Source organism: Enterococcus sp. AAFC-DPL-5182, assembly GCF_058216605.1.
Window position 1 is genome coordinate 2,768,166 of record NZ_CM177101.1, and the last position, 22,739, is coordinate 2,790,904.

The 22,739-nt window shown below is 34.4% G+C and carries 20 protein-coding genes; 4 read left to right on the forward strand and 16 right to left on the reverse strand.

What is annotated here, in order from left to right; translation table 11 throughout:
- Window positions 1-106: 106 nt before the first annotated feature.
- Window positions 107-1,354, reverse strand: coding sequence for an acyltransferase family protein (locus AC4BB7_RS12980; protein ID WP_490483318.1), 1,248 nt, complete (start codon window positions 1,352-1,354; stop codon window positions 107-109).
- A gap of 1,000 nt (window positions 1,355-2,354) precedes the next feature.
- Here AC4BB7_RS12980 and AC4BB7_RS12985 point away from each other — a divergent pair.
- Window positions 2,355-2,912, forward strand: coding sequence for a hypothetical protein (locus tag AC4BB7_RS12985; RefSeq protein ID WP_490483319.1), 558 nt, complete (start codon window positions 2,355-2,357; stop codon window positions 2,910-2,912).
- Between the two features lie 74 nt (window positions 2,913-2,986).
- Here AC4BB7_RS12985 and AC4BB7_RS12990 read toward each other — a convergent pair whose 3' ends face one another.
- From AC4BB7_RS12990 to AC4BB7_RS13015, 6 genes are all read right to left on the reverse strand, one after another.
- On the reverse strand, window positions 2,987-3,079 hold the full coding sequence (locus AC4BB7_RS12990; protein ID WP_490483320.1) for a hypothetical protein: 93 nt from the start codon (window positions 3,077-3,079) through the stop codon (window positions 2,987-2,989).
- 1,073 nt (window positions 3,080-4,152) lie between these two features.
- Window positions 4,153-5,130: a tetratricopeptide repeat protein gene (locus tag AC4BB7_RS12995; protein WP_490483321.1), complete on the reverse strand. Its 978-nt coding sequence runs from the start codon at window positions 5,128-5,130 to the stop codon at window positions 4,153-4,155.
- A 134-nt stretch (window positions 5,131-5,264) separates the two neighbouring features.
- The gene (locus AC4BB7_RS13000; protein ID WP_086313902.1) at window positions 5,265-5,555 is read right to left on the reverse strand and encodes a hypothetical protein; all 291 of its coding nucleotides are present in this window, start codon (window positions 5,553-5,555) and stop codon (window positions 5,265-5,267) included.
- A gap of 207 nt (window positions 5,556-5,762) precedes the next feature.
- Complete coding sequence (locus AC4BB7_RS13005; protein WP_086313903.1) at window positions 5,763-6,434, reverse strand: ABC transporter ATP-binding protein; 672 nt, start codon at window positions 6,432-6,434, stop codon at window positions 5,763-5,765.
- 3 nt (window positions 6,435-6,437) lie between these two features.
- On the reverse strand, window positions 6,438-7,529 hold the full coding sequence (locus AC4BB7_RS13010) for an ABC transporter permease (protein WP_490483322.1): 1,092 nt from the start codon (window positions 7,527-7,529) through the stop codon (window positions 6,438-6,440).
- Between the two features lie 144 nt (window positions 7,530-7,673).
- Window positions 7,674-8,255, reverse strand: coding sequence for a TetR/AcrR family transcriptional regulator (locus tag AC4BB7_RS13015; protein ID WP_086313905.1), 582 nt, complete (start codon window positions 8,253-8,255; stop codon window positions 7,674-7,676).
- Window positions 8,256-8,644: 389 nt separating this feature from the next.
- Between AC4BB7_RS13015 and AC4BB7_RS13020 the strand changes: the two genes are divergently transcribed.
- Window positions 8,645-9,538: a C40 family peptidase gene (locus AC4BB7_RS13020; protein ID WP_490483323.1), complete on the forward strand. Its 894-nt coding sequence runs from the start codon at window positions 8,645-8,647 to the stop codon at window positions 9,536-9,538.
- 243 nt (window positions 9,539-9,781) lie between these two features.
- Here the strand turns inward: AC4BB7_RS13020 and AC4BB7_RS13025 are convergent, their stop codons facing one another.
- A complete protein-coding gene (locus AC4BB7_RS13025; protein WP_490483324.1) occupies window positions 9,782-10,126 on the reverse strand; it encodes a hypothetical protein in 345 nt (114 codons plus the stop codon).
- A 128-nt stretch (window positions 10,127-10,254) separates the two neighbouring features.
- Between AC4BB7_RS13025 and AC4BB7_RS13030 the strand changes: the two genes are divergently transcribed.
- Together AC4BB7_RS13030 and AC4BB7_RS13035 are read left to right on the forward strand one after the other, a co-directional pair.
- Window positions 10,255-10,953: a response regulator transcription factor gene (locus tag AC4BB7_RS13030; RefSeq protein WP_490483325.1), complete on the forward strand. Its 699-nt coding sequence runs from the start codon at window positions 10,255-10,257 to the stop codon at window positions 10,951-10,953.
- The gene (locus AC4BB7_RS13035; protein WP_490483326.1) at window positions 10,943-12,451 is read left to right on the forward strand and encodes a HAMP domain-containing sensor histidine kinase; all 1,509 of its coding nucleotides are present in this window, start codon (window positions 10,943-10,945) and stop codon (window positions 12,449-12,451) included. The genes AC4BB7_RS13030 and AC4BB7_RS13035 overlap by 11 nt, the downstream gene beginning before the upstream one ends.
- Window positions 12,452-12,531: 80 nt before the next feature.
- Here AC4BB7_RS13035 and glmS read toward each other — a convergent pair whose 3' ends face one another.
- From glmS to cdaA, 8 genes are all read right to left on the reverse strand, one after another.
- Window positions 12,532-14,343 carry a glutamine--fructose-6-phosphate transaminase (isomerizing) gene (gene glmS, locus AC4BB7_RS13040; protein ID WP_490483327.1) on the reverse strand — a complete coding sequence of 604 codons (1,812 nt, stop codon included), beginning with the start codon at window positions 14,341-14,343 and terminating at the stop codon, window positions 12,532-12,534.
- 563 nt (window positions 14,344-14,906) lie between these two features.
- A complete protein-coding gene (locus AC4BB7_RS13045; RefSeq protein WP_490483328.1) occupies window positions 14,907-15,740 on the reverse strand; it encodes an energy-coupling factor transporter transmembrane component T family protein in 834 nt (277 codons plus the stop codon).
- Window positions 15,737-17,446: an ABC transporter ATP-binding protein gene (locus tag AC4BB7_RS13050; RefSeq protein ID WP_490483329.1), complete on the reverse strand. Its 1,710-nt coding sequence runs from the start codon at window positions 17,444-17,446 to the stop codon at window positions 15,737-15,739. Before AC4BB7_RS13050 ends, AC4BB7_RS13045 begins: the two co-directional genes overlap by 4 nt.
- A 132-nt stretch (window positions 17,447-17,578) precedes the next feature.
- The gene (locus tag AC4BB7_RS13055; RefSeq protein ID WP_086313913.1) at window positions 17,579-18,130 is read right to left on the reverse strand and encodes an ECF-type riboflavin transporter substrate-binding protein; all 552 of its coding nucleotides are present in this window, start codon (window positions 18,128-18,130) and stop codon (window positions 17,579-17,581) included.
- 10 nt (window positions 18,131-18,140) lie between these two features.
- Window positions 18,141-18,998 carry an SAM hydrolase/SAM-dependent halogenase family protein gene (locus AC4BB7_RS13060; RefSeq protein ID WP_490485153.1) on the reverse strand — a complete coding sequence of 286 codons (858 nt, stop codon included), beginning with the start codon at window positions 18,996-18,998 and terminating at the stop codon, window positions 18,141-18,143.
- A 217-nt stretch (window positions 18,999-19,215) separates the two neighbouring features.
- Window positions 19,216-20,571, reverse strand: coding sequence for a phosphoglucosamine mutase (gene glmM, locus AC4BB7_RS13065; protein WP_086313915.1), 1,356 nt, complete (start codon window positions 20,569-20,571; stop codon window positions 19,216-19,218).
- A gap of 90 nt (window positions 20,572-20,661) precedes the next feature.
- Window positions 20,662-21,810 (reverse strand): CdaR family protein, encoded by a 1,149-nt coding sequence (locus AC4BB7_RS13070; RefSeq protein WP_490483330.1) that lies wholly within the window; start codon window positions 21,808-21,810, stop codon window positions 20,662-20,664.
- Entirely contained in the window at window positions 21,807-22,694 is an 888-nt protein-coding gene (cdaA, locus tag AC4BB7_RS13075; protein WP_086314324.1) for a diadenylate cyclase CdaA, read from the reverse strand. The genes AC4BB7_RS13070 and cdaA overlap by 4 nt, the downstream gene beginning before the upstream one ends.
- Between the last annotated feature and the right edge of the window lie 45 nt (window positions 22,695-22,739).

Consider the following 22,739-nt stretch of genomic DNA (forward strand, 5'->3'; position numbering starts at 1 on the left):
ATTTGGGTGTAAAAATAAAAATTTAGGTGCATTTTTGGGTGTAAAAATCTGTTAGCCAAAACATAATAAATTCAAGGCGCTTCTGTTAATTCAGGAGTGTCTTTTTTTATTCCAATCTTCTTTTTATTCCTTTAAAATCATTATAAAAAATGCTCTTAAATACTTTATTAGTAAATCTAATAACAAGCTCAAAACAGATACCTACTATAAATATAAACAATGTTAGTATCATCATATAAAACAACCCAAGTTTAACCCCTCTATATTGAAAAACTTGACTGATATTTAAAAAGTCTTTTAAATTTATCCAACCTTCTACATTATCTATCGGAACAACGGCGCCCTTCATTGGATCGCTATCTACGATTTTAGTTGAAACTTCTTTTAATAAACCTAATCTATTCGGCAATGGAATACCTTTAAATTGCATACTTCTGAAAAATGAAGATTCGTGAAAAAGATAGACAGTGAATGTTGCAGCAGATACATAGTTTATAATCTTGATGCTACCTATCCTTAATCGACTAAACAACTCAAATATGCTCACGCTGCATATAGTAAACAAAATACTTGGGGACCATAGAGTATTTGTAAACGGAGATTTAGCAAATATTACACTAGGGTCGTTGTAAAAGGCTCTCATATTTACATTTAAATTTACTTTGTATTGTACAACTTGAATGAATGCAAATGCTAATATACATAATATCAGAGTAATTGTTTTCACATTTTTCAAGGGGTTATAAAGACGAATGAATCCTCCCAATGAGTACATTAGGATTCCGATTGCAAAATTTTGGATTTTCAAATTCGTAAGAACATTAAAAAATTCCATAAAGCTTAAAAGTAATATAGTTATTAAAATAAAATTAAGATAACCTTTCTTATCCAACTTAACTAGAAAATCATTAAGAAAGTATTTAGCAAATATAATAATAAAAATGTAATAACCTATGAACCACCAACCATTTAGCGCCATATGTATGTCGGAACTCGATGAAAATGGCATCTGAAACCTACTAAATAAAAAAGAGACACCCAACAAAATAATGGCTAACAAATACGAACGGTTTAACAACTTAACTCCTGGCTTTATAACGTTAATATTTTTCTTGCCTATCAGAAAATATCCAGTTATTAAAATGAATAAGGTATTTCCTATTTGTCCAAAAGTATAAATAATTTGAATTGTTTCTAAATGATAGAAATTAGATCCTTTTTCCGGATGAACTAAAGCAAATCTGTTGTAATCTAGGTGATGCATTACCAAATGATATACAATAATTCCCAACATGGCTAATATTCTTAAAAGTTCAAAATTTGACTCACGAGATTTTGTTATTTTAGCTTTCATGAGCATCTCCTTATAATAATAATGTAAACTAACCATTACTAATATTATCATAGGCATATTATTAAATCCATCGTTTAATAAAATCACTCTTTCTGTTATCTCGTTACTATTTAAAATGGTTGTTGATAACCAGTAGCTTTTTTAATTTCACCTTTGAGTTAAGTATCTCATCCCAGACAATACAAACAAACATTCGCACGATATTCTCAGGTGATAATAATGAGATATGTAAAAACCGCACATTTAAAGCATCAAGTGTGCCCTGCTCAATATTTCTACTCGTTGCATCTTATTCCATATAAGAAGGTGCCTTCTAAGCAAATGAATAATAGAAAGAAATGGTTACAACTTTTGGTCTTTTCCACCTGTCAAAAAAACGAGACTACCTTGCAGCATTACCACTGGAAAAGAATTACCATTTCATCGTCTTTGAATATGCCTATTCGGATCAATATCTGCAATTGCAAACTAATAACTAAGAGACTTTAAAATTCAAACCAGAAAAATTGATTACCCATTCGATGATTGGAAACCTAAAATAAAGAAAGATACCGATGGACATAATTGATGAATATGAAGCTGGATTATTCTTTTACAAAGAGTTTCAGTATTTCTTGTGTGCTAGCGGTCAACGATTGGTAAATATAGAAGAAAACAGCTTGTTGTAGAAAAGTTTTTTGTTCGTAATCCAGATCATTTTATATGAGAATTTGTCTTAAAACCATTAAAATCAATTACATAAAATAATTCCCTCTCCTCTTTGCGTATATTATCGTCAGAGTTTTTTTATGTGAATCGGATAATTATATTAGATAGCAACATTGTAGGGCTTGTTAGGATAGCGGATCGGCACGATGGGAGTTTGATAGTTTAGAGGATAGTATTGCAGAATTATGTGTTAAAACTCAATAAAAATCCGATAATACTCTATTTTCATTTAGAAATATATAAATTACACTAAAGTAGTACTATCAATAAATAAACACGAAGGAGATTTGATATGAAAAAAATTAGGTTGTTAATATTTGTATTAGGATTAGTTAGTATTTTCGGGTTGAGTCAAAAAGTACAGGCAGAAACCACTGTAGAAACATTACCTGATTTTACACCATCTAGTGCTTTACAAAAAGCTACAGCTGACGTTAGAACAGTTACTTTAGAACACGGCGAAACATATAGGATGCAGAAAAAAGCATTTATTATTTATCCGCACACACTCATTGCAAAAATGAGAATATCTACGGCAGATAGAAAGCTGGAAATATTCAAGTATAATTTGGGTGAAATAAGAGATGGAAAATTTACAATTGATTCCGATTCAAATCCTTTGTTTAATAACAATGTATTTTTGGGTTACTCATATGGTTTTAGTCGTAATTCACCATATGACCGTCCGATTGATTTAGGTTGCGAAATCACAAATTATTCAGCTGGTGCTGTCACGTATAAGATTGGCATGAACATCGGTTATGCTGGTTTTGAAGATCCATTAACTTTACCACCATTTTTTGATGATGAAATAAGAGACCCAGATGCTCCACGACCTCCACGACCATAAAGAATAGCCCTCAAAAGAGGGCTATCTATATTTAATTAAAAAATCCTCTACCCCAAATCGTATCAATCCACCCATCATCTGGACCGACAGCAACAACCACTACTAGCAATGTAACTGATCCACACAAAACCATTAGCCATAATATAGCTATCATACGGTATCACCATACCAGTGTTGTAAAAGTTAGTGCTGGGCTTGCCTTGTCATCGGGCGCGTTTTCTAATCTCTCCCCCCTTAATCTAAAGGGGGTATTTTTTATCAGTCAATTGACTCTTGCTAGGTATGCCTTTTTAATGTTTTTCCAAAAAGAAAAAGTCTAGGTTTTTATACCCAGACTACTCTACTAAATGATGAGCAATTTTTTTATTAACAACCCAAGTTTAGTTAAACCCTGTCAAAACTAATCGATTACTTCTAAAAGTATGATCGGTGTTTTGTACATCACAACTCTAGAGTCCTCCACATATATTTTTTTTATGACTCCTCTTTCCTCCATAACGATGTCATAACAAACAGATAAACATTCTATTGTAAATAACAGATTACCTTTTTCTTGTATACTATTTATTTTTACCGCATCATTGATCGCTATTCTTCCTACTAAATTAGAGAGAATTAGTCTGTGTCCGTATAAAAACAACCTGACATAGCGAATGGCAAATTCATTTTCTTTATTTATTCGTTGTTCAACTTCATTTTTTATATTCTTAAAAAAGTATAATAATTCGCAAACAATCTCTTTTTACCCAAATACCTTAATATATATTCAGGTAAGAAAAAACAGATAGGATAAAAACCTATCATCGTCAAAGTTTATCTTACTTTTGTCTCTCAATCTTCTTCCTACTCATACTGAAAATATTTTTCTCAAATATCTATTCATACAACTTAAAATATGAAAAAATAAACTATTTTTATATGTTATTATATATTTTTATTATAATATCTTAGTTAGGTAGTTGATACTATTGAGTCAGCGTCACACAAGGTTATTCGTTATGTCACTTCTGTTAGCTTTTACAGAGTTTATTATTAGCCGTTATTTTAATCAGTTCACAAATATTGATTATCAGCTTTTATTTTTAGTCATCACTTTTATCCAAGGAGGTATTCTTTTATATTTCCTACTTTCGTTTCTGTTGCTATTATTCATAAATCATATGACTAGAAAGTAAATCGGCTTTTGCCATTTTCAACGAAAAAAGAGTAAAGAGACTTTTCAGCTCTTTACTCTTTTTTACTATAAAATCATTGTCTCCAATTCAAAACGAAGCTGGCTTTGGATCTTTTGGATTTTTTCAATTTCTGATCGATCTTCATCAAGTTGATACTTTTGCGCAATTGAATGGTTATAGGAAATAATATAACTCACTGCCCACAGCCTAGGATTTTCAATAACTTCATCCGCCAAAGGATAAAGTAATGCAAAATGCAGTCTGATTTCTTCCATGACATCTACTAATAAAATAGGATCATCATTGATCAATTCTTTTTCTAAAAACAAAAGAATTCTTTGATATGCTGCACTATCCAAAGGGGTGCCCACAGAAGCTGGAACTACTGTATATTTTTTGTTATCTCTCCACAAAAAGTCAACTTCTTCTTTAACATGAAGTCTTACAAGTTCTTCAAGTATCCATGACCGAACCAAATTATGTACCTGTGCATCCAATAAAATCTTTTTTCCAATCGCAATAAATTCATCTTGAGGCAACTGACCAGCTTTTTTCGCTATAGCCAACTGTTCATAGTAATTATGCGTATTTAAACGATCTAACTCTTCCTTAAGTTCTTTGATTTTCCCAACTTCAAACTGTTGATACATTAGCTCAACATGACGAATTTTTTTCTTCAAAGAAATCAATTTCCTCATTTCTCCGCTTTGTTCTATCAAAATTCGTTCATTAATAATGCTATGTGCTTGAATAAACATATGATTTTGGATCAAAATTTGAATGTACAGCTCCAAATAATCTAAATATGAAAAATACTTTTCTTTCATTTCTGAAGCTAACGATAATGCTTGCTCATTTTCACCTATTTCTAAATATATATTTACCAGCACTACATTCAACGAGAAGTCCTGTTTGATTGCATATGCTTGTTCATAGTAGTCAACTGCTTCAATCAAATTATTCTGTTTTACTGCTTCTTGTCCCAACTCAATAAACCGTTCGTAATTCTTTGGAAATGGAATTTGATTTGTCAAAAGAAACACCACCTTCCTAATGATTATTTCCCCTATTTTAGCACTTATTTTTATAAATAATAGATAAAAGGGAAATAGTGTGTATCCTTTAAAAAGGAAAGACTTTTGCTTGAAACTAAGTATACTATAGAATCTAGTAATTTCTAATATAGATTTCTAATAATGACAGCGGCTTCTGCCTGACCGTTTGCCTGCATTCGTTCTGCTTTTTCTATCAATGTATAGCCAACATAAAATTCTTTAGTCAACTCATCTTGTACTTTAAATTCCACAACTTCTTCTACATGGAAAGCCTCTGGTTCAACCTCTTGAACACTGTCCCACCCAGTATCAATAAATACTTTTGTATTATCATTGATAGCAGTGTTTGCATCTAATTCTTCTACAATTTTTTTTAATTGCGAAAAGGTCATTACTTCTACTCGATTATCCATTGTACTGCCTCTCTTTCTGTTATTTGATTCTTTTATCTCTTATACCAACTACATATATACCTAACTGTTTACTTTTCTCCACTATCATCATAACCTAAAATCAGTTTTTATAACACTTAAAATTAAAAAGAAATGACCGGAGCACAACTCTACGAGTCATATCCCAGTCATATAATATTAAATTAACTATTATAATCTTATCTTTCACTACTCTTTTGTCAATTCGCCATCTTCAATACGATAGACATTGTCGCTCCATTCAATCATTCTTGGATCATGAGTCACCATAATTGTTGCCTTTTGTTTTTCGTGTGCTTCTTTTGCTAGAATTTTTACGACTTCATAGGCATGTTCTGTATCCAAACTAGCTGTTGGCTCATCTGCTAAGATCAAACTTGGTTCATTGAACAACGCACGAGCAATAGCGACACGTTGACGTTCTCCACCAGATAGATCTCTTGGAAATTTATGGATCAAATCTGCAATATCTAAGGAAGATAATAACTCATTTATTCGTTGTGTCTCTGTTTTTTTCTTTTCAATTTTATCTACTAATTTGAACTGATTCTCTACTGTTAGAAATGGGATTAAATTCGACGTTTGCAAAATAAACCCAATTTCTTCAAAGCGCAATCTCGAACGTTTTTTTTCATTTAAATGAGTAAAATCTTTCCCATTGATCATAATAGAGCCCGATGTAGGTGTTTGCAAACCGCCAGCAATTGTTAAAAATGTACTTTTACCAGAACCGGAAGGACCAATAATACTGACAAATTCTCCTGCTTTAACTTTTAAGTCAATTCCTTTTAAAGCTTCTACTTCCGCATGGCCTTTACCAAATGTTTTACGAATATTATTCATTAATAAAATATCAGTCATTTTTTACCCTCCTATTGCTTTCATCGGATCGACATGGGTTACTGTCCGGATTGAAAAAACGCCGCCTAATACAGCAACTACGATCAACACTATACTGTAAATCAACAAGTTAGTGCTATCTAATTCAAACGGCATAGCAGAAGGTAACACAAGATTTGTCAACAACGTCAACACCACACCGATCGCAACACCGATCACACCTAAAATAAAAGTTTGAGCAATAATGGATTTGATAATATATCCATTAGAGATTCCTTGCGCTTTCATCACACCAAACAAACTTGTTTTTTGCAAAGTCATCACATAGATGAAAATCCCAATAATCGCAGCAGTAATGACGAACAAGAAATAAATCATAGCATTTAATGTGAGGTTTTGTTCACTGTAGCCAGGTAGTTTCTCAATAAACTCTTCAATTTCGTATTTAGCTAAATGAGCATCCTCATTCTTGAACTTGATATCATTTGTCTTGGTAGAGCGTACAACAATTCCATTGATCGGTGCTTTAGCTCCTTCAAGAATCTTGCCAAATTTAAGCTCTTGCCATTGATCGATCGATGTATAAATCAACGGAACAATGCTAAAACTATTTTGTTTGGTGATTCCAACGACCTTTAATTCTTTGTCGAGTTTTCCAATTTTTACACTATCTCCCAACTTGATACCTTTATCTACCAAGTTTTGCGGAATAATAATTTCTCCTAAATTTTCAAAATAGCGTCCTTCAACTAATTTAGGTTTGATCGAACTATTTTCAGTCACCCCGAAAAGTGAAATATTAATCTTATCAGTCTCTTTGGTTTGCCCCACCTTATTTAGTGCTCCTGCGTATTGTCCAAGTGGCTCTTTTTCCTTAGCTTCAACTTGATTTAAGTCATCTATAACCAAGCTTGAAGCATTCAAACTCTTATTCGCATCTTCAGATAAAATAATACTAGTAGCATCCCACTGATCAACACCTTGTCTTACACCTTGTGCTAACCCATTTGCTAATCCAGACAGCATAAATGCAACATAAGCAACTAATACAATAACACCCACTACTAACGTATACCTAAGTTTAAAAAACTTCATTTCTTCTAAACCTAAAAACATTGATTCCACCTCTTTTTTATCAATTGATAAAAAAATGCCTAAAAAAATAAATCAAACATTTTTTATCGGTTGATAAAAATTCTATCATGAAAAAAAGAATTAAACAACACTTTTTTATCACTCGATAAAAAACCGGTTAATTCTTTAAGACAAAACACCATGCAAAACCATGTCCATCAATTCAGCAATTTGTTCTGAACGTTCTTTCTCTGTAGAAAGTTGATGAATCGTTGAAAATAGCAATGACAAACTCATTAAATAAAACTGTGCCGCCTTTTGCGATGATACTTTACGGTTTAGCGGACTAGGACTTGATTCAAAAATCCCCTGTAATGGTTTTAAATAATAATCATTTAAAATATAAAACAATTGCTGTTTATTTTCTTGCTCCATTTCAGCTGCACTTTGATGAATGAAAGAAAAAATATCTCTATGATAAACATTCAGCAATGCATTCGTACATTTAATCAACTGATTTTCAAGTGAATCTGCTTCTTTTTGAATTTGCTCTATTTCGTATTTTAATTGATTACCAATCTGTTTATTGATTTCAATAAATAAAACTTCTTTATTAGAAAAATGATAATACAATGCCGGCTGTGTGATTTTTACTGCTTTGGCAATATCACGAGTAGAAGTATTTTTATAGCCATTCGTTAAAAAAAGTTCCTTCGCAATTTCTAAAATCGATTGATGAGTGACGTCAAATACGGTTTCTTTTTTCATGTCCTTGCCCCCAATTTTACATACAATCGTAATTATTTACTGTACGAACTATTTTAAATCAAAATCAGAAAAAAAGATAGTCAATAAAAATGAGTAGGCAATCGATAGAATATTATCGCTGTTGAAGTTTATTAAACTTAGCTATTAAAAACACTTGTTGTTGAAATCTAAACCTCTTTATATTACAGTAACCTGTTTATTTGAAATAAAAGATCCTTTTTTGTAAATCAAGAAACAAACATTTAACCTACCTTTTACATACTTTCTAAACACTTTGTGGTTAAATGGTAACTGGCTTTAAAATAGCAGATGCATGATCAACAAGTTTATTTTAAGCATTCTCAAAAATTCAATACTGAAAATACAACTATTTAAGGAGCGTTTTTTTTTTGAAAAACAAAAAATTCATTACTAAATTTCTTCTCAGCTGCCTAACTCTTTCTGCCGGTCTATTGTTAAGCGACCATGCCTTCGCAACATCGACAGAAACTACTTCCTCTTCAGAGCAGCTCATTACAGAATCATCCAAAAAATTAACACAATTAAAAGAAACCAAACAAAAATTTTCAACCCAACAATTAGAGAAAAACAAGCAGCTTTCAGGTATAAAGAAAAAAATTCAAAAAATTAAAATTGACCTTGATCAGTTAGAAAAAATTAAGTCCAGTAGCACTATTTCTGAACTATCAGAACTTGATAATAGTCAGAACATGACACTTACATCTACTCTTTCACCAATCATGGTCACAAAGAACTCTTCCACTGAAAAAGAAGAACAGTTAGCGAAATTAAAACAAAAACAAAGCTCGTTACAATCAGATACAGAAGCTATTTCCAAACAGCAGTCTGAATTAACCAAGCAAGAGACGCAGTTATCAGAAAAAATTGTTCAGATAGAAAAACAAAAAGAAGAACAAGCAAAACAAACCGACATACGGTCGGCTGTTGTTGCTGCTGCAAAAACACATTTGGGCAAGCCCTATGTATATGGTGCTGCTGGTCCTGATTCATTTAATTGTTCTGGTTTAGTCCAAGTCGCTTTTGCTTCTGCAGGACGCTCTTTAGGTCGAACTACGATTGACCAAGAAACTGCTGGGGCTACGATTTCAGTGTCAGAGGCACAAGCTGGTGATTTAGTTTTTTGGGGAAGTCATGGCGGGACCTATCATGTAGGAATCTCCACTGGTGATGGTTCTTATATTCACGCACCTGTTCCTGGAGATGTTGTACAAGTCGCAACAGTTGCTTCTTATGCTCCTGATTTTGCTGTGAGAGTTTTGTAAATCGATCCCACAGCACGATTGTCTATTTATTTTTATAAATCAAATATCGATTCAACAATGAAATTCACACTATTTTTAATAAAATACATTTTTACTCTAAAATAATTCTCATTTTTTTATACAACGATCGAAATTGTTGAGAATTATGAGAAAGTATGGTATTTTATGGTTGTGTGTAATTTGATTTGTGTTCCCTCCATCTCTCCGATGGGGGAATGCTTTTTTTTTGCCTTCTTTATTGTTTTACCAACAAGAATTGTTCATCCTATCATGCTGTCTTTGTCTCATGCCAGACATATGATTTCGGCTTCTACTTTCCCTCCTATTATATGAATAATCCTTTACTTCTTCCCTATTAGTTGGAATTTCTTTTGTTTCGTCCTTTGTTACCTCATCATAACTTGTTTTTTTCTCTAATTCAACTTCTTCATCATTTCTAGACTCGCGATATCTTCTATCCCTGTGTCTCATTTCAAAGCTATTCATCCGACTATTTTCCATACTTCCCACAGCCTCACTAACAGCGGCAAAACCTAATGCCCCTAGGCACGATATTACAAGTAATCCACTAATCATTTTCTTCTTCATTACTTAATTCCTCCTTTATGACTTTACTTTAGTTTAATGAATACATGTGTCAAATATGTGTCGAAAATAAATTCCCCAAATAGACAATAATTGACTATAATGAAAGTAGAAACGAGGAGGATAATCTCATGAAAAATATTTTGATCGTTGACGATCATTTACAAATCACAGAGGTTTTAAAAGAATATGTCCTAAAGGAAGGCTTTTATCCAATTGTAGCTTCCGATGGGCAAGCAGCTTTAACTGCTTTTTTTAACCATTCGATCGAGCTAATTTTACTGGATGTCATGCTTCCAAAAATTGATGGATTTGGCGTTTGCAAAAAAATACGCGAAACATCCAATGTACCCATCATTATGGTCACAGCAAAAGGTGAAGACTATCACCGAATCATGGGATTGGATATTGGAGCAGATGATTATATCGTTAAACCTTTTTCACCTAGCGAAGTCATGGCAAGAATTCGAGCAATTCTAAGAAGAATCGAACGTACTGAAGAAAATCAACACACGATGAAACAATTAGTCTACGATAACTTGATTGTTTACTTGGAAGAGAAAAGAGTCACTATCTCGCAGTACGAAATTCTTTTGACCAAAAGGGAATTAGAGCTTCTTTGGTTACTTTTAGCTAACCGAGAAAAAGTGTTTTCTAGAGACAACTTGCTAGATAGTTTATGGGGTATTGATTATTTTGGTGATGCAAGAACTGTCGATACCCATATCAAACGATTACGAGCAAAATTAGATGAAGCCGATCATCCAAACTGGGAAATCGCTACAGTGTGGGGGCAGGGCTACAAATTTGAGGGGAAAAATGAAAAATAAACTAACAAGAAAACTCATTCTTTACTTTTCGCTTACGCTACTTCTTTTTTCTTTAGTGATCGGTGTAGCATTCAGTACGTTATTTTCAAGACAAACAGTTACTATCCATACAGAAGAAATGACTCGACGTGCAACCGTTATCGCGGATACGTTGAATGATTATTTTACCGAACAAGAAGAAACGACTAATGATAGTAGTTCTTCCATGCATGGCATGATGGGCTCAAACTCTTCGATGAAAATGGGCATGGGGTATTCTTCATTTCTTAAATTTATGGATCAATTGGCAATGGACGATATTTGGATCGTTGATGAGAATGCTGATACCATTACGGTTGGTCACGGTATGCATACTAAAGAGTATGATGAATTGCCTGATAACGCTCGAGACGTTATCAGAAAAGTTTATACTGGTAAAACGACAACAAGTGATGCATTTAGTAATTTTATTGGCGAACCGACTGTGACTGTCGGAGCACCTATAAAAAATAATACTGGAGACGTTCTAGCTGTAGTCTTACTTCATTCAGCCATCTCTACTGTCCATAAGGAAGAGAGTAAAGGCTATTTACTGCTTTTAGTCAGTATTTTGATGGCTTGGATCATCGGCCTTTTACTCTCTATTTTACTATCAAAAAAATTCATCGCTCCTATCAATAAAATGAGTCACTTCACTGAAGACCTTGTTGTCGAAAAATATGATGAATCTTTAGATATCCATACAAAAGATGAAATGGGACAACTAGGAGAAAAATTAACAATTCTAAAAAATCGCCTTGCTGAAGCAAAATTTCAGAGAGAAAACCGTGAACAGGCACAGAAAAACTTCTTATCTACAATCTCTCATGAATTACGAACTCCAGTAACTGTTATTCGAGGTTCCCTCGAATCATTGAATGATGGCCTGATTAATCAACCCGAAAAAATCAAGCAATATCATCAACAACTTTTAACTGAATCAATTGTTTTAGAACGATTGATCAATGATTTATTAGAACTGTCTAGACTTGAAAATCCTGAGTTTACAATCGCTATGGAGCCTGTTTCAATCAACGATATTCTGTCAGATAGTTTGAGAAGTTTACGGTTAAAAGCGGCAGAAAAAGAACAACAATTATTATTAGAGAACTTTCTAAAACACCCCGTTATTGTCAATGGTGATTACGGTAGAATTCGCCAACTTTTTGTTATCTTGATTGAAAATGCAATCAAATTTTCTCCAAAAAAAGCAACTATTACTGTTCAATCGACTCTTGAAAAAGAGCATTTAGTCATTCGGGTTCATAATCCTGATTCTTATATTTCTCCAAAAGAACAAAAAGAAATTTTCCAACGTTTCCATCAAGTTCACTCAAAAAAACAATTAGATGGTACAGGACTTGGTTTAGCAATTGCCAAAGAAATTGCTGACCGTCATCATTTTGACTTAAACGTTCGTAGTGATAAAAAAACAGGAACAACTTTTTATGTTATGATAACTATAAAAGAAGAAGAATAAAATAATTAATAAAACCATTTTTTCGAATTTAAAGCTTTGGCCAAAACTAAAAATCGGTTTTGTCCAAAGCTTATTTTTTCTTATTCTACTGTGACACTTTTCGCTAAATTACGTGGCTTATCTACATCATAGCCTCTTTGTAATGTCGCAAAGTATGCAATTAATTGTGTTGGAATAATACTAGCTAATGGCGTTAATAAGGGATGCACGTCCGGGATGATAAACTGATCTGTTTCTTTAGACAATGCTGCTAGAGAAATCACAAAATTATGCGCTCCACGACTTTCAACTTCTTTTAGGTTTCCTCGAGTATGTGTTGCCGTTTTTTCATCTGTAATCACACCAAACACAGGTGTTCCTTCTTCAATCAAGGCGATTGTCCCATGTTTTAGCTCACCAGCTGCGAAACCTTCAGCTTGAATATAAGAAATTTCTTTTAATTTCAATGAAGCTTCCATCGATACATAATAATCCACGCCCCGTCCGATATAAAAAGCGTTTCTCGTTGTTGATAAATAATCTTCAACTAACTGACTAATAAGCATTTTTTCATCGATTATGGTCTCCATAACAGCTGCAATCACACTTAACTCATGAGCGATATCAAAATCCAGTGATGCTTGATGTGCTTTGTTGTCTCCCACAGCTTTAGCAAGAACTGCTAAAACAGCTATTTGTGCAGTGTATGCTTTTGTTGACGCAACAGCTATTTCTGGTCCAGCATGAAGAAGTAATGTATGATCAGCTTCTCTAGATAAAGTAGACCCTGCTACATTGGTTAGTGTTAGTGATGGCAATCCTAGTTTATTCGTCTGTACCAATACTTGACGACTGTCCGCTGTTTCTCCACTTTGACTCAAGAAAATGAAAAATGGTTTTTTGGATAGTAACGGCATATTATAGCCGAACTCACTTGAAAGATGGACTTCAACTGGGATGTTTGTCATTTGCTCAAGAATTGCTTTGCCAACCCATCCAGCGTTATAGCTAGTACCACAAGCAATGATATAGATACGATCACTAGCAGTTATTTTTTCAATAATTTCTTTATCGATCGCTGTTGTTCCAAATGTATCCGTATATTCTTGAATAATTCGACGCATAACAGTCGGCTGATCATCGATCTCTTTTAACATATAATAAGGATATGTGCCTTTTTCAATGTCACTTAAATCTAATTGCGCTTCATACGACTCACGATAAACAAGGTTGCCTTTTTCATCTTCGATTTCTATCTTATCCGCTTTGACAATCACCATTTCACCATCTGTAATTTCGACGAAATGATTGGTCTCAGCAAGCATTGCCATCGCATCACTACAAATCACATTAAAATTATCACCCAGACCAATCAGTAATGGACTTTTGTTTTTAGCGACATAAATTGTATCTGGATCATTTTTGTCGATCAACGCAAAAGCATATGAACCTTGAATCACGGTCAAAGCTTTTTTAAACGCTTCTTTTGTTTCCATTCCTGCTTCTGAAAAGTGTTCAATCAAATGAACCACAATTTCAGTATCCGTCTCGCCTTCTAATTGTTTATTTTGAAGAAATTCCTGTTTTATTTCTTCAAAATTTTCGATCACACCATTGTGGACTAAAATAAACTGGTGATTGCTTGATGTATGAGGATGGGCATTTCTTTCACTTGGTTTTCCATGTGTGGCCCATCTTGTATGACCAATTCCTACTGTACCTTGAACGTCTGAATTGATTTTGCTCTGTAAATCAGCAATTCTTCCCAAGGATTTTACTAAATGATCTTCCTTATTTTTCCCTGTTACAAAAATTCCAGCTGAGTCATATCCTCTATATTCTAACTTTTCCAATCCTTGAATTAAAATATCTGTCGCATTCTCTTTTCCAATAATTCCTACAATTCCACACATATCTCCATATCCTACTTTCTCAATTGTCTTAGGGGATTTATCAAGAAAAAACATGAACGACTTAACAGAATCCTTAGCTATTTCCTGTTAAACTCACTTTGGATTTTTGACTATTAGTACGTTTGATTTTCTTGATAATTCATCGTGCGTTTCTATTCTGCATAGTTGGCGTTTTGTTATAATTTTGCAATTAATTTTTCTTTCCAACTTTTAGAGTACAGTCCCTAGAGCTATCCGCCGAATCTTTCGATAAGCTCTTTCCTCGTCACCTGATTACTCAGGCCTGGCGCTATTCCATTATTGGTCTAACTGACCTCCTTTTCTTAAATTCAAATAGAAACTGCAATAATAATAACTCAAAACAAATATATTTGTCAACTTTTTTATTAAAAACAGAAATTGGTCTATATAAAACACGATAGAAATAATTAAAAAAAATGAATACAAAGTGTAAAAAGTAAGCAGTTCATTTTCTAAATTGTCTAAAAACCGCACAATGCATCAGATGCATCGTGCGGTTTTTAGTGTAAGTCATAGAGTTTAAAATAATATCTTTAAAATTGTTAACTAAATGGATTATAAAATCGTCCGCCATTCACTTTAAATAAAGCAAAGCTAATAATAGTTAGTAAAAAAGCTAATCCCATAACAAGAAAATCAGAAGTTTGAAAAGACTGTTGGGCATACCACGTTCTTTTCTTCTTCTCTCCAAATCGACGTAGCTCCATCGCAGTACTGATCGTCTCTATCCGATCTAAACTTGAAAGAATCAATGGAAAAACAATTTGCGCAGTTCCTTTCAATCGTTGGCTTAGTTTGCCTTTTTTAGACATTTCAAAGCCGCGCGCTTGTTGAGCTAGAGAGATATTAATAAAATCTTCTTGAATATCTGGAATATAACGAATAGCCAAAGCAACAGCATAACTGATTTTATAACTAACACCGATGCGATTTAAGCTAGAAGCAAATTCACTTGGATTTGTCGTTAATAGAAAAATCAACACTAATGGAATCGTACAAAAATACTTTAAAACTAAATTGAATTCGTAGAATAATTGCTCTTGCGTAAGGGTAAATCGACCGAGCCCTTCCCAAATCACTGTTCTAGACTGATACAGTTCTACACCGTATTCTGGGGCAAACAGATAAACCGCAATAATATTCAATAATGAGAATACAAAAATAAATTTTACAACAAATGAAATCTGATGCCATTTAATATTCGAAAACCTAAATAAAACCAATGAAAATATCGTCATGCCTATTAAAAAACGTGTATCATAGGTCGTCATACAAGCGACAGATAACAGAATCAAAAAAATTAATTTGGCTGTTCCGTTCAATTTATGAATAACTGTATGATCAGGAATATACCCTAACATTTGATGTTCATTCATTTCAAACGCACCTCCTGATCATATGTCATAAAGTTTTCTGTAAATAAAAATGGATCATCCATTCCTAAATGTTGAGCAAAAGTAAATAAGCTCGTTTCTTTTAGTGAAGCTCGGTCAACCAACTCAGTGTTAGTCAAAACCTTCACAGGCGTTGTATCTGCAATGATTTTGCCATCATACAATACCAAAGCACGATCTGTATATTCCAACATCAAATGCATGTCATGCGTGATCATCGCAATTGTCACACCCAGCTTATTCAACTCTTCCAAAAATGTCATCATCTCAGTATAATGTTTGAAATCTTGCCCTGCAGTTGGCTCATCTAATATAATCATTTCAGGCTCTAAAACTAAAATTGCAGCAATCGTAACTCGCTTCTTCTGTCCAAAACTAAGCGCTGAAATCGGCCAATGACGAAATGAATACAAACCACAGATTTTTAGCACCTTTTCAACTCGTACATTGATTTCTTCCTTAGGAATACCCTTCAAAGTCAGCCCTAAAGCTACTTCTTCAAAAATCATTTTCTTGGAAATCATTTGATTCGGATTTTGCATGACAAACCCGATCTTATCAGCACGCTCTTTAATAGAGAATTGTATAAAGTCTTCTCCTAACCAACTCATTTTTCCAGATTGGGGTGTAACAAAACCACAGATAGCTTTACTCAATGTTGATTTCCCCGCTCCATTTTCCCCAACAATGCTAAGCATTTCGCCTCGATTAAACGTAACCGAAACATCATTTAAAACAGAACGATCCGTTCGATTATATTGGTATGTCACATTTTCTAGTTCCAATAATGGCAATAATGTCTTTTTCTCTGGAATTTTCGTTTGATTTTTCATCCATTTTTCTATTTGTTCTTTTAGATTTGGTGCTTGAACTTTTTCAATAGTAGATAGATATGTTACTGTTTCCAAGTCAACATTTGCATATTTCATGGCTGTTATATACAGTGGTTCTCGAATTCCATGTTCTGTGAGGATATTTGTCTTCAATAATTCATCCGCAGGTAAATCAGCGACGATACAACCTTCGTTAAAAACAATCACCCGATCGACTGAACGATATAAAACATCTTCTAAGCGATGTTCAATAATCAAAATAGTTGTTTTGGTTTTTTGATGGATTTCTTCAATCAATGCGATTGTTTCTTTCCCCGTTTTGGGATCTAGATTCGCTAATGGTTCATCAAATAATAAGATCGGCGCTTCATCAATCAAAACACCTGCCATCGAGACTCGTTGTTTTTGTCCGCCAGACAAATCCTGCGGTCGATGATGTAAAAAGCCATTCAAACCAACTACCTCAGTCCAGTGATCCACTTCTGCTTTCATCTTAATTTGTGGAACTTCATCATTCTCCAGAGCAAATGCGACATCTTCCCCCACAGTTAACCCAATAAACTGCCCATCTGTATCTTGTAAAACAGTTCCAACATCAAAGGATAAATCAAATAAACTTGTGTCTGTTAATTTTTTGTCGCCAATGGTTACTTCTCCCGTTATTTCTCCTTCATAGCTGTACGGGATCAAGCCATTGATACACTGAGCGAAAGTTGATTTGCCACTACCACTTGGACCAACGATCAAGACTTTCTCTCCTTCATAGATCGTTAAATCAATATTATGTAATGTTGGTTCAGCCTGACTATGATATTGGAACGAAAAATCATTAAACGTTATCAGTGGTTTTTTCATTGATGCCACTCCTTTATTCTATGTAAAAAAGGACAAGAAAAGGCTGTTAAGCTTTAAAATCAAGCTTGCTTTTTCTCGCCCTTAATTTTATTTCAGAAAAGATATTTATACTAACTTCATTTTACTACATAATCAATCTTTTGTTAAACTACCTTTTTTAGTTCTCGTTGCGGCATAGGCTGCCATCAATAAGGTACCAATGATTCCCACTGCAATAATATTTAATATAACAGCAATCACACCTTGCGTGTATACTTTGCTAGCTGGTTCACTATAAATCAATACATCTAAAGTTGGTGCAATCAAGCCCCAAACTACAGCATTTCCAATCACTTGATAAATATTAAAATGAATAATGTCTTTTTTATTGAATTCGCCATGTTGAAGATCAATTTTTCTACCAGCAAAGCCGTATATCATTCCTATGATACCAGAACAAACAATCCAACTCCACCATGCACTGCCATAAGTGGTAAAATCTTTTAATGTATGCCCAATCAAACCAATCAAGCCACCAGCTACCGGTCCAAAAATAACAGAAATCAAAGCCAGAAAAGGATAAGCTGTTTCTAAATTTGTATTAGGAAATCCTGTTGGAATCACAACAAAACGACCCAAAATAACAAATACCGCTGAACCGATCCCAATTGCTACGATTGTTTTTACTGAAAATTCTTTTTTCATATTCCCACTCCTATTCAAAAATTATCTTTGGCGCTTTCCTTAATTGGATCGTCCAGTCCGTTCCAGTTCCAATATGATACAATTTAGAAAATGAATCTTGATTGACTGCTACACCAATATTCACCAAAGAATTAACATAAACTAAAGGTTCTCCAATATTCACATCTGCAAAAGATTTAGCGAACTTCATGATATTCTGGTAAACTTTTTTTCCTTGATGATAGATCGTTACTTGTAATTGATCGTCATGAGCAATATTTTCTTGTTTCATAAAAGCCAATGGAATATTTGTCCACAAAGAACCAAATCGAATATCTAAAACATCGATACTACCTTCTAAAATATGTTTATCATGTTTTGCTTCAATCAAAGCCAATCTTTCGATAGAATCAATTGCAACTGTACTACCTAGATCTTCAAAAGAAATTTCACCACTTGCCAATCGCGCACCATTGTAGGCATAAATATCTCGACCATGAAATGTGTGGCTCTCTTCTGAATGCGGCAAACGACTCGTAACTTCATCGATCGATCGAATTTCTTCAATTCCCTGATAATGGGAAATATGCGTTAGAGATCCATTATCTGGCGTAATAATATAATGACCAGAACTGGTTTTTGCTACGATGCTTCTCCTTGTACTACCTACTCCTGGATCGACAACAGACACGAAAACTGTTCCCTTTGGCCAATACTTTACCGTTTGATATAACCGATAAGAAGCAGCCCAGATATCATAGGGAGGAATTTCATGTGTCAAATCACCAATGATGATTTCATCACTCACCATATGCGCTACACCATACATTGCACTTACTGCTCCATCACCGAGTCCAAAATCGGTTTGTAAAACTAAGTAATTCCCCATCATATTACTCCTCTCTTCATAGTTCCATATGTTTATAAAAAATGGATTGATAGGGAGCTCTTTCCCATCAATTCTCAAACATAGTACCTTTTTCTGTTTATTCTGTCAATAAAATTATCGAACGATTACGAAAATAATTCTAATATTATTCGTCATTTATACAACCAGAAAAATAACCTGCTACATGATTCCATGTAGACAGGTTATTCAAATATCTTTAGCCTATGCCGATTTCTGCTTTCACAACATCAGCAATTTTATCAACATAATAGTCTACTTTTTCTTGTGTTGGTGCTTCCGCCATCACACGCAACAATGGTTCCGTTCCAGAAGGTCGAACCAAAATACGACCATCACCATTCATTTCTGTCTCCATCAATTCAACTATTTCTTTGATTGCAGGAACATCCATCGCACCATGTTTGTCTGTCACTCGAATATTCACTAATTTTTGTGGATAAACCGTCAATTCAGAAGCAAGTTCTGACAATTTTTTTCCTGTTTGTTTCATTACATTTAATAATTGAATACCCGAAAGCATTCCATCACCTGTTGTATTATAATCCAAGAAAATCATATGACCTGATTGTTCACCGCCAAAATTATAGTCATTTTTACGCATTTCTTCAACGACATAACGATCACCGACTTGAGTGATTACATCTTTCATTCCAGCTGCTTCAACAGCTTTACGGAAACCTAAATTACTCATGACGGTTGTAACGATCGTATCTTTTTTCAAGCGATTCTTTTCAGCAAGATACTTCGCACAGATAAACATGATCTTATCCCCATCTACAATGTTCCCCAACTCATCAACGGCAATAATTCGATCACCATCACCATCGAAAGCGAGACCCGCATCTGCCCCTTTTTCAACAACCATTTCGGCTAATTTTTCAGGATGTGTAGATCCAACACCATCATTGATATTCAAGCCATTAGGACTTGTACCCATTGTATAAAAATCAGTTTCTAAGTCTGCGAACAAGCGGTTGACTGAGGTTGCAGTTGCACCATTTGCAGCATCTATACAAACAGTCAAACCAGACAAATCACCTGGAATTGTTTGTACTAAGAATTGCGAATACTTCAATAACCCTTCTGGAAATTCGTCAAGTGTTCCTAACCCTTCTGCTGAAGGACGAGGTAAATTGTCTTCTTCTGCATCCAGTAATGCTTCGATTTCAAGTTCTTGATCATCTACTAATTTAAACCCATCTGAACCAAAAAACTTAATACCATTATCTTCTGCTGGATTATGTGATGCTGAGATCATGACACCAGCTGAAGCTTTTTGCAACCTTGTTAGATAAGCAACTCCTGGTGTTGATATAACACCTAATTGAAAAACTTCGATTCCAACAGATAACAATCCTGAAATCAAGGCTTGTTCTAATAACTGACCTGAGATACGTGTATCACGACCGACTAATACTCTTGGACGACGTGTGGAATCTTCATGTTGGCTTAATACATAACCGCCAAAACGTCCTAATTTAAATGCTAATTCTGGTGTTAATTCCTTATTTGCAATCCCTCTAACACCATCTGTTCCAAAATATTTACCCATTATAACTCTCCTTCTACTTACTAAGGTAGCAACAGCTACTTCTATTTAGCAAAACTCAAACGAAACAGCTGATCACCTATGCCGATCAACTTAATTTGCAGGAACTGAACTACTCCCATTACTTGTCCCCTCTTCATCGGTACTCTCAACACTTGATGAACTTGACGAGCTGGAGCTACTAGAGGAACTAGTTGTTTTTTCACTGGACGGCAACGGGTTTGGCGAAACTTGACTTGAATAAGATGTTGTTGTACTTTGTCCGCCAGTTTCAGAAAAACTATTATTCGTTTCTGCAAAGATTGGATTGATCGTCACTTCTACTTCCTCTGGTAAAACAATGTACTCTGCGTTTGTCGGAATCTTTATTTTCTTTTTGGTTGATGATTTTATATTACTAACATCAACAGGTAATTCTATCGTGTCGATAGCATCTAATACTGATTTTGTTCCTCTAATTTCAACTTTTTGCTCAGAGAGATTAAAGGTATAATGCTCAACGCCCGAAGGTGGTGACCCTGTTGGACTGATTGTCAACCCAACTTCTTTTGAAGGCAACGTTAAATCAACGACAACTTTTACTTGTGGTGCCGGATTTTCAATACTTAACACTTGCCCTTTACTATCAATAGCCTGAACGTTGACCGTTTGTTTGATCGTGTCAACGGATTGCTTAACATTTGATAGTGGTGCAATAACGCGAGTGATCGCTTTAGCAGTCTCTTCACCTGTTGTGATTTTTACTGTTTTAGGGTTTACTGCAATTTTCTCCACTTTATAGCCTTCAGCCTCAATGGACTCTGGCAATTGAGCTTCTACGTTAAATACTTTTGTTACTTTTTTCTCGACAGTCACTGTGATCGTTTTCGGTTCTATTTCAGCTGTCACAGCAGTACTCAAACCTTTGACTCTTAATTGGATTTCTGAAGTTCCAAGCGGCGTCTTCGTTAAATCAGCAACAACTTGAAAATTTCTAGTATCTTCATTCGCTTCTAAATTCAATTGGATACGGTTGGCGCTGCTTAAATGGACATTAACGGTTTCTTCATAACCAGATACAAAATACTTGCTTTGATCATATTCTACTTGAACTGGAATATTATAAAGCATTTCGTCATACACTTGGGTTGTACCTGACATATTGGAGATATTTCCAGATGAATTGACATTGAAAAATAGTACCAAAGTAAAAAGTAATGCTAATAATCCAGATACCCAATTACTTTGTGAGGGCTTTTTCATCGCTTTTTCGCCCCTTTCGAAACACCTTCGAGGAAGTGTTGCAAAAGATTCTTTTTGTCTTTACTTTCTTCGTCTGGCACTAATTCTGCTCTGAGAATTTTTAAATACTCTTCCTGAGTTAATCTAGGAATTAAATCGTTGTTTAATGTTAAACTAACATCACCTGTTTCTTCCGACACAATAATCGTCACAGCATCACTGACTTCACTGATACCAACAGCTGCTCTATGGCGGGTACCGAATTCTTTTGGAATCAAGTTACTTTCTGACAAAGGCAAATAAGCACTTGCTACGGCGATTTTCCCTTGCTTCACGATCACTGCGCCATCATGCAGCGGTGTATTCGGAATAAAAATATTGATCAGCAATTCCCCAGTAATATCAGCATCTAGCGGAATACCCGTTTCAATATATTCGTCCAACCCAGTATTTCTTTCCACTGTGATCAGAGCACCAATCTTTCGTTTGGACATATATTGAATGGCTTTATCAAAGGCAAGAATCATTTTTTCATCTTCTTGCTGCTCAGATTTAGTCGTGCGGAAAAATGAACTTCTACCGAGATGCTCTAACCCTCGCCGGACTTCCGGTTGAAAAATCACGACCGCTGCAATCACACCATACATGATGACTTGATTCATCAGCCAGGATAATGTATGTAGACCAATAATTTCACTTAAAGCACGAATTCCAATAAAAACTGCGACTCCTTTTAATAGCTGGACAGCTTTTGTACCTTTGACAAGCATAATCAACTTGTAGACAAGATACCATACTACCAGAATATCGATAATATTAATAATATAATCACGGGACAAGAAATCAGATGAGATCAATTGTCGCCAATAATTTAAATCAAATAATTGACTAAGTTGAAAAGACATCATAAACCTCACCTCTTTCTGAAGATTTCTTAATAAGTATACCAT

What these genes read in the sequence shown, in the direction of transcription:
- AC4BB7_RS12980 (WP_490483318.1), bottom strand. Translation starts at nt 1,354, where the DNA reads ATGAAAGCTAAAATAACAAAATCTCGTGAGTCAAATTTTGAACTTTTA.
- AC4BB7_RS12985 (WP_490483319.1), top strand. Translation starts at nt 2,355, where the DNA reads ATGAAAAAAATTAGGTTGTTAATATTTGTATTAGGATTAGTTAGTATT.
- AC4BB7_RS12990 (WP_490483320.1), bottom strand. Translation starts at nt 3,079, where the DNA reads ATGGTGATACCGTATGATAGCTATATTATGGCTAATGGTTTTGTGTGG.
- AC4BB7_RS13000 (WP_086313902.1), bottom strand. Translation starts at nt 5,555, where the DNA reads ATGGATAATCGAGTAGAAGTAATGACCTTTTCGCAATTAAAAAAAATT.
- AC4BB7_RS13005 (WP_086313903.1), bottom strand. Translation starts at nt 6,434, where the DNA reads ATGACTGATATTTTATTAATGAATAATATTCGTAAAACATTTGGTAAA.
- AC4BB7_RS13010 (WP_490483322.1), bottom strand. Translation starts at nt 7,529, where the DNA reads ATGTTTTTAGGTTTAGAAGAAATGAAGTTTTTTAAACTTAGGTATACG.
- AC4BB7_RS13015 (WP_086313905.1), bottom strand. Translation starts at nt 8,255, where the DNA reads ATGAAAAAAGAAACCGTATTTGACGTCACTCATCAATCGATTTTAGAA.
- AC4BB7_RS13025 (WP_490483324.1), bottom strand. Translation starts at nt 10,126, where the DNA reads ATGAAGAAGAAAATGATTAGTGGATTACTTGTAATATCGTGCCTAGGG.
- AC4BB7_RS13030 (WP_490483325.1), top strand. Translation starts at nt 10,255, where the DNA reads ATGAAAAATATTTTGATCGTTGACGATCATTTACAAATCACAGAGGTT.
- AC4BB7_RS13035 (WP_490483326.1), top strand. Translation starts at nt 10,943, where the DNA reads ATGAAAAATAAACTAACAAGAAAACTCATTCTTTACTTTTCGCTTACG.
- glmS (WP_490483327.1), bottom strand. Translation starts at nt 14,343, where the DNA reads ATGTGTGGAATTGTAGGAATTATTGGAAAAGAGAATGCGACAGATATT.
- AC4BB7_RS13045 (WP_490483328.1), bottom strand. Translation starts at nt 15,740, where the DNA reads ATGAATGAACATCAAATGTTAGGGTATATTCCTGATCATACAGTTATT.
- AC4BB7_RS13050 (WP_490483329.1), bottom strand. Translation starts at nt 17,446, where the DNA reads ATGAAAAAACCACTGATAACGTTTAATGATTTTTCGTTCCAATATCAT.
- AC4BB7_RS13055 (WP_086313913.1), bottom strand. Translation starts at nt 18,130, where the DNA reads ATGAAAAAAGAATTTTCAGTAAAAACAATCGTAGCAATTGGGATCGGT.
- AC4BB7_RS13060 (WP_490485153.1), bottom strand. Translation starts at nt 18,998, where the DNA reads ATGGGGAATTACTTAGTTTTACAAACCGATTTTGGACTCGGTGATGGA.
- glmM (WP_086313915.1), bottom strand. Translation starts at nt 20,571, where the DNA reads ATGGGTAAATATTTTGGAACAGATGGTGTTAGAGGGATTGCAAATAAG.
- AC4BB7_RS13070 (WP_490483330.1), bottom strand. Translation starts at nt 21,810, where the DNA reads ATGAAAAAGCCCTCACAAAGTAATTGGGTATCTGGATTATTAGCATTA.
- cdaA (WP_086314324.1), bottom strand. Translation starts at nt 22,694, where the DNA reads ATGTCTTTTCAACTTAGTCAATTATTTGATTTAAATTATTGGCGACAA.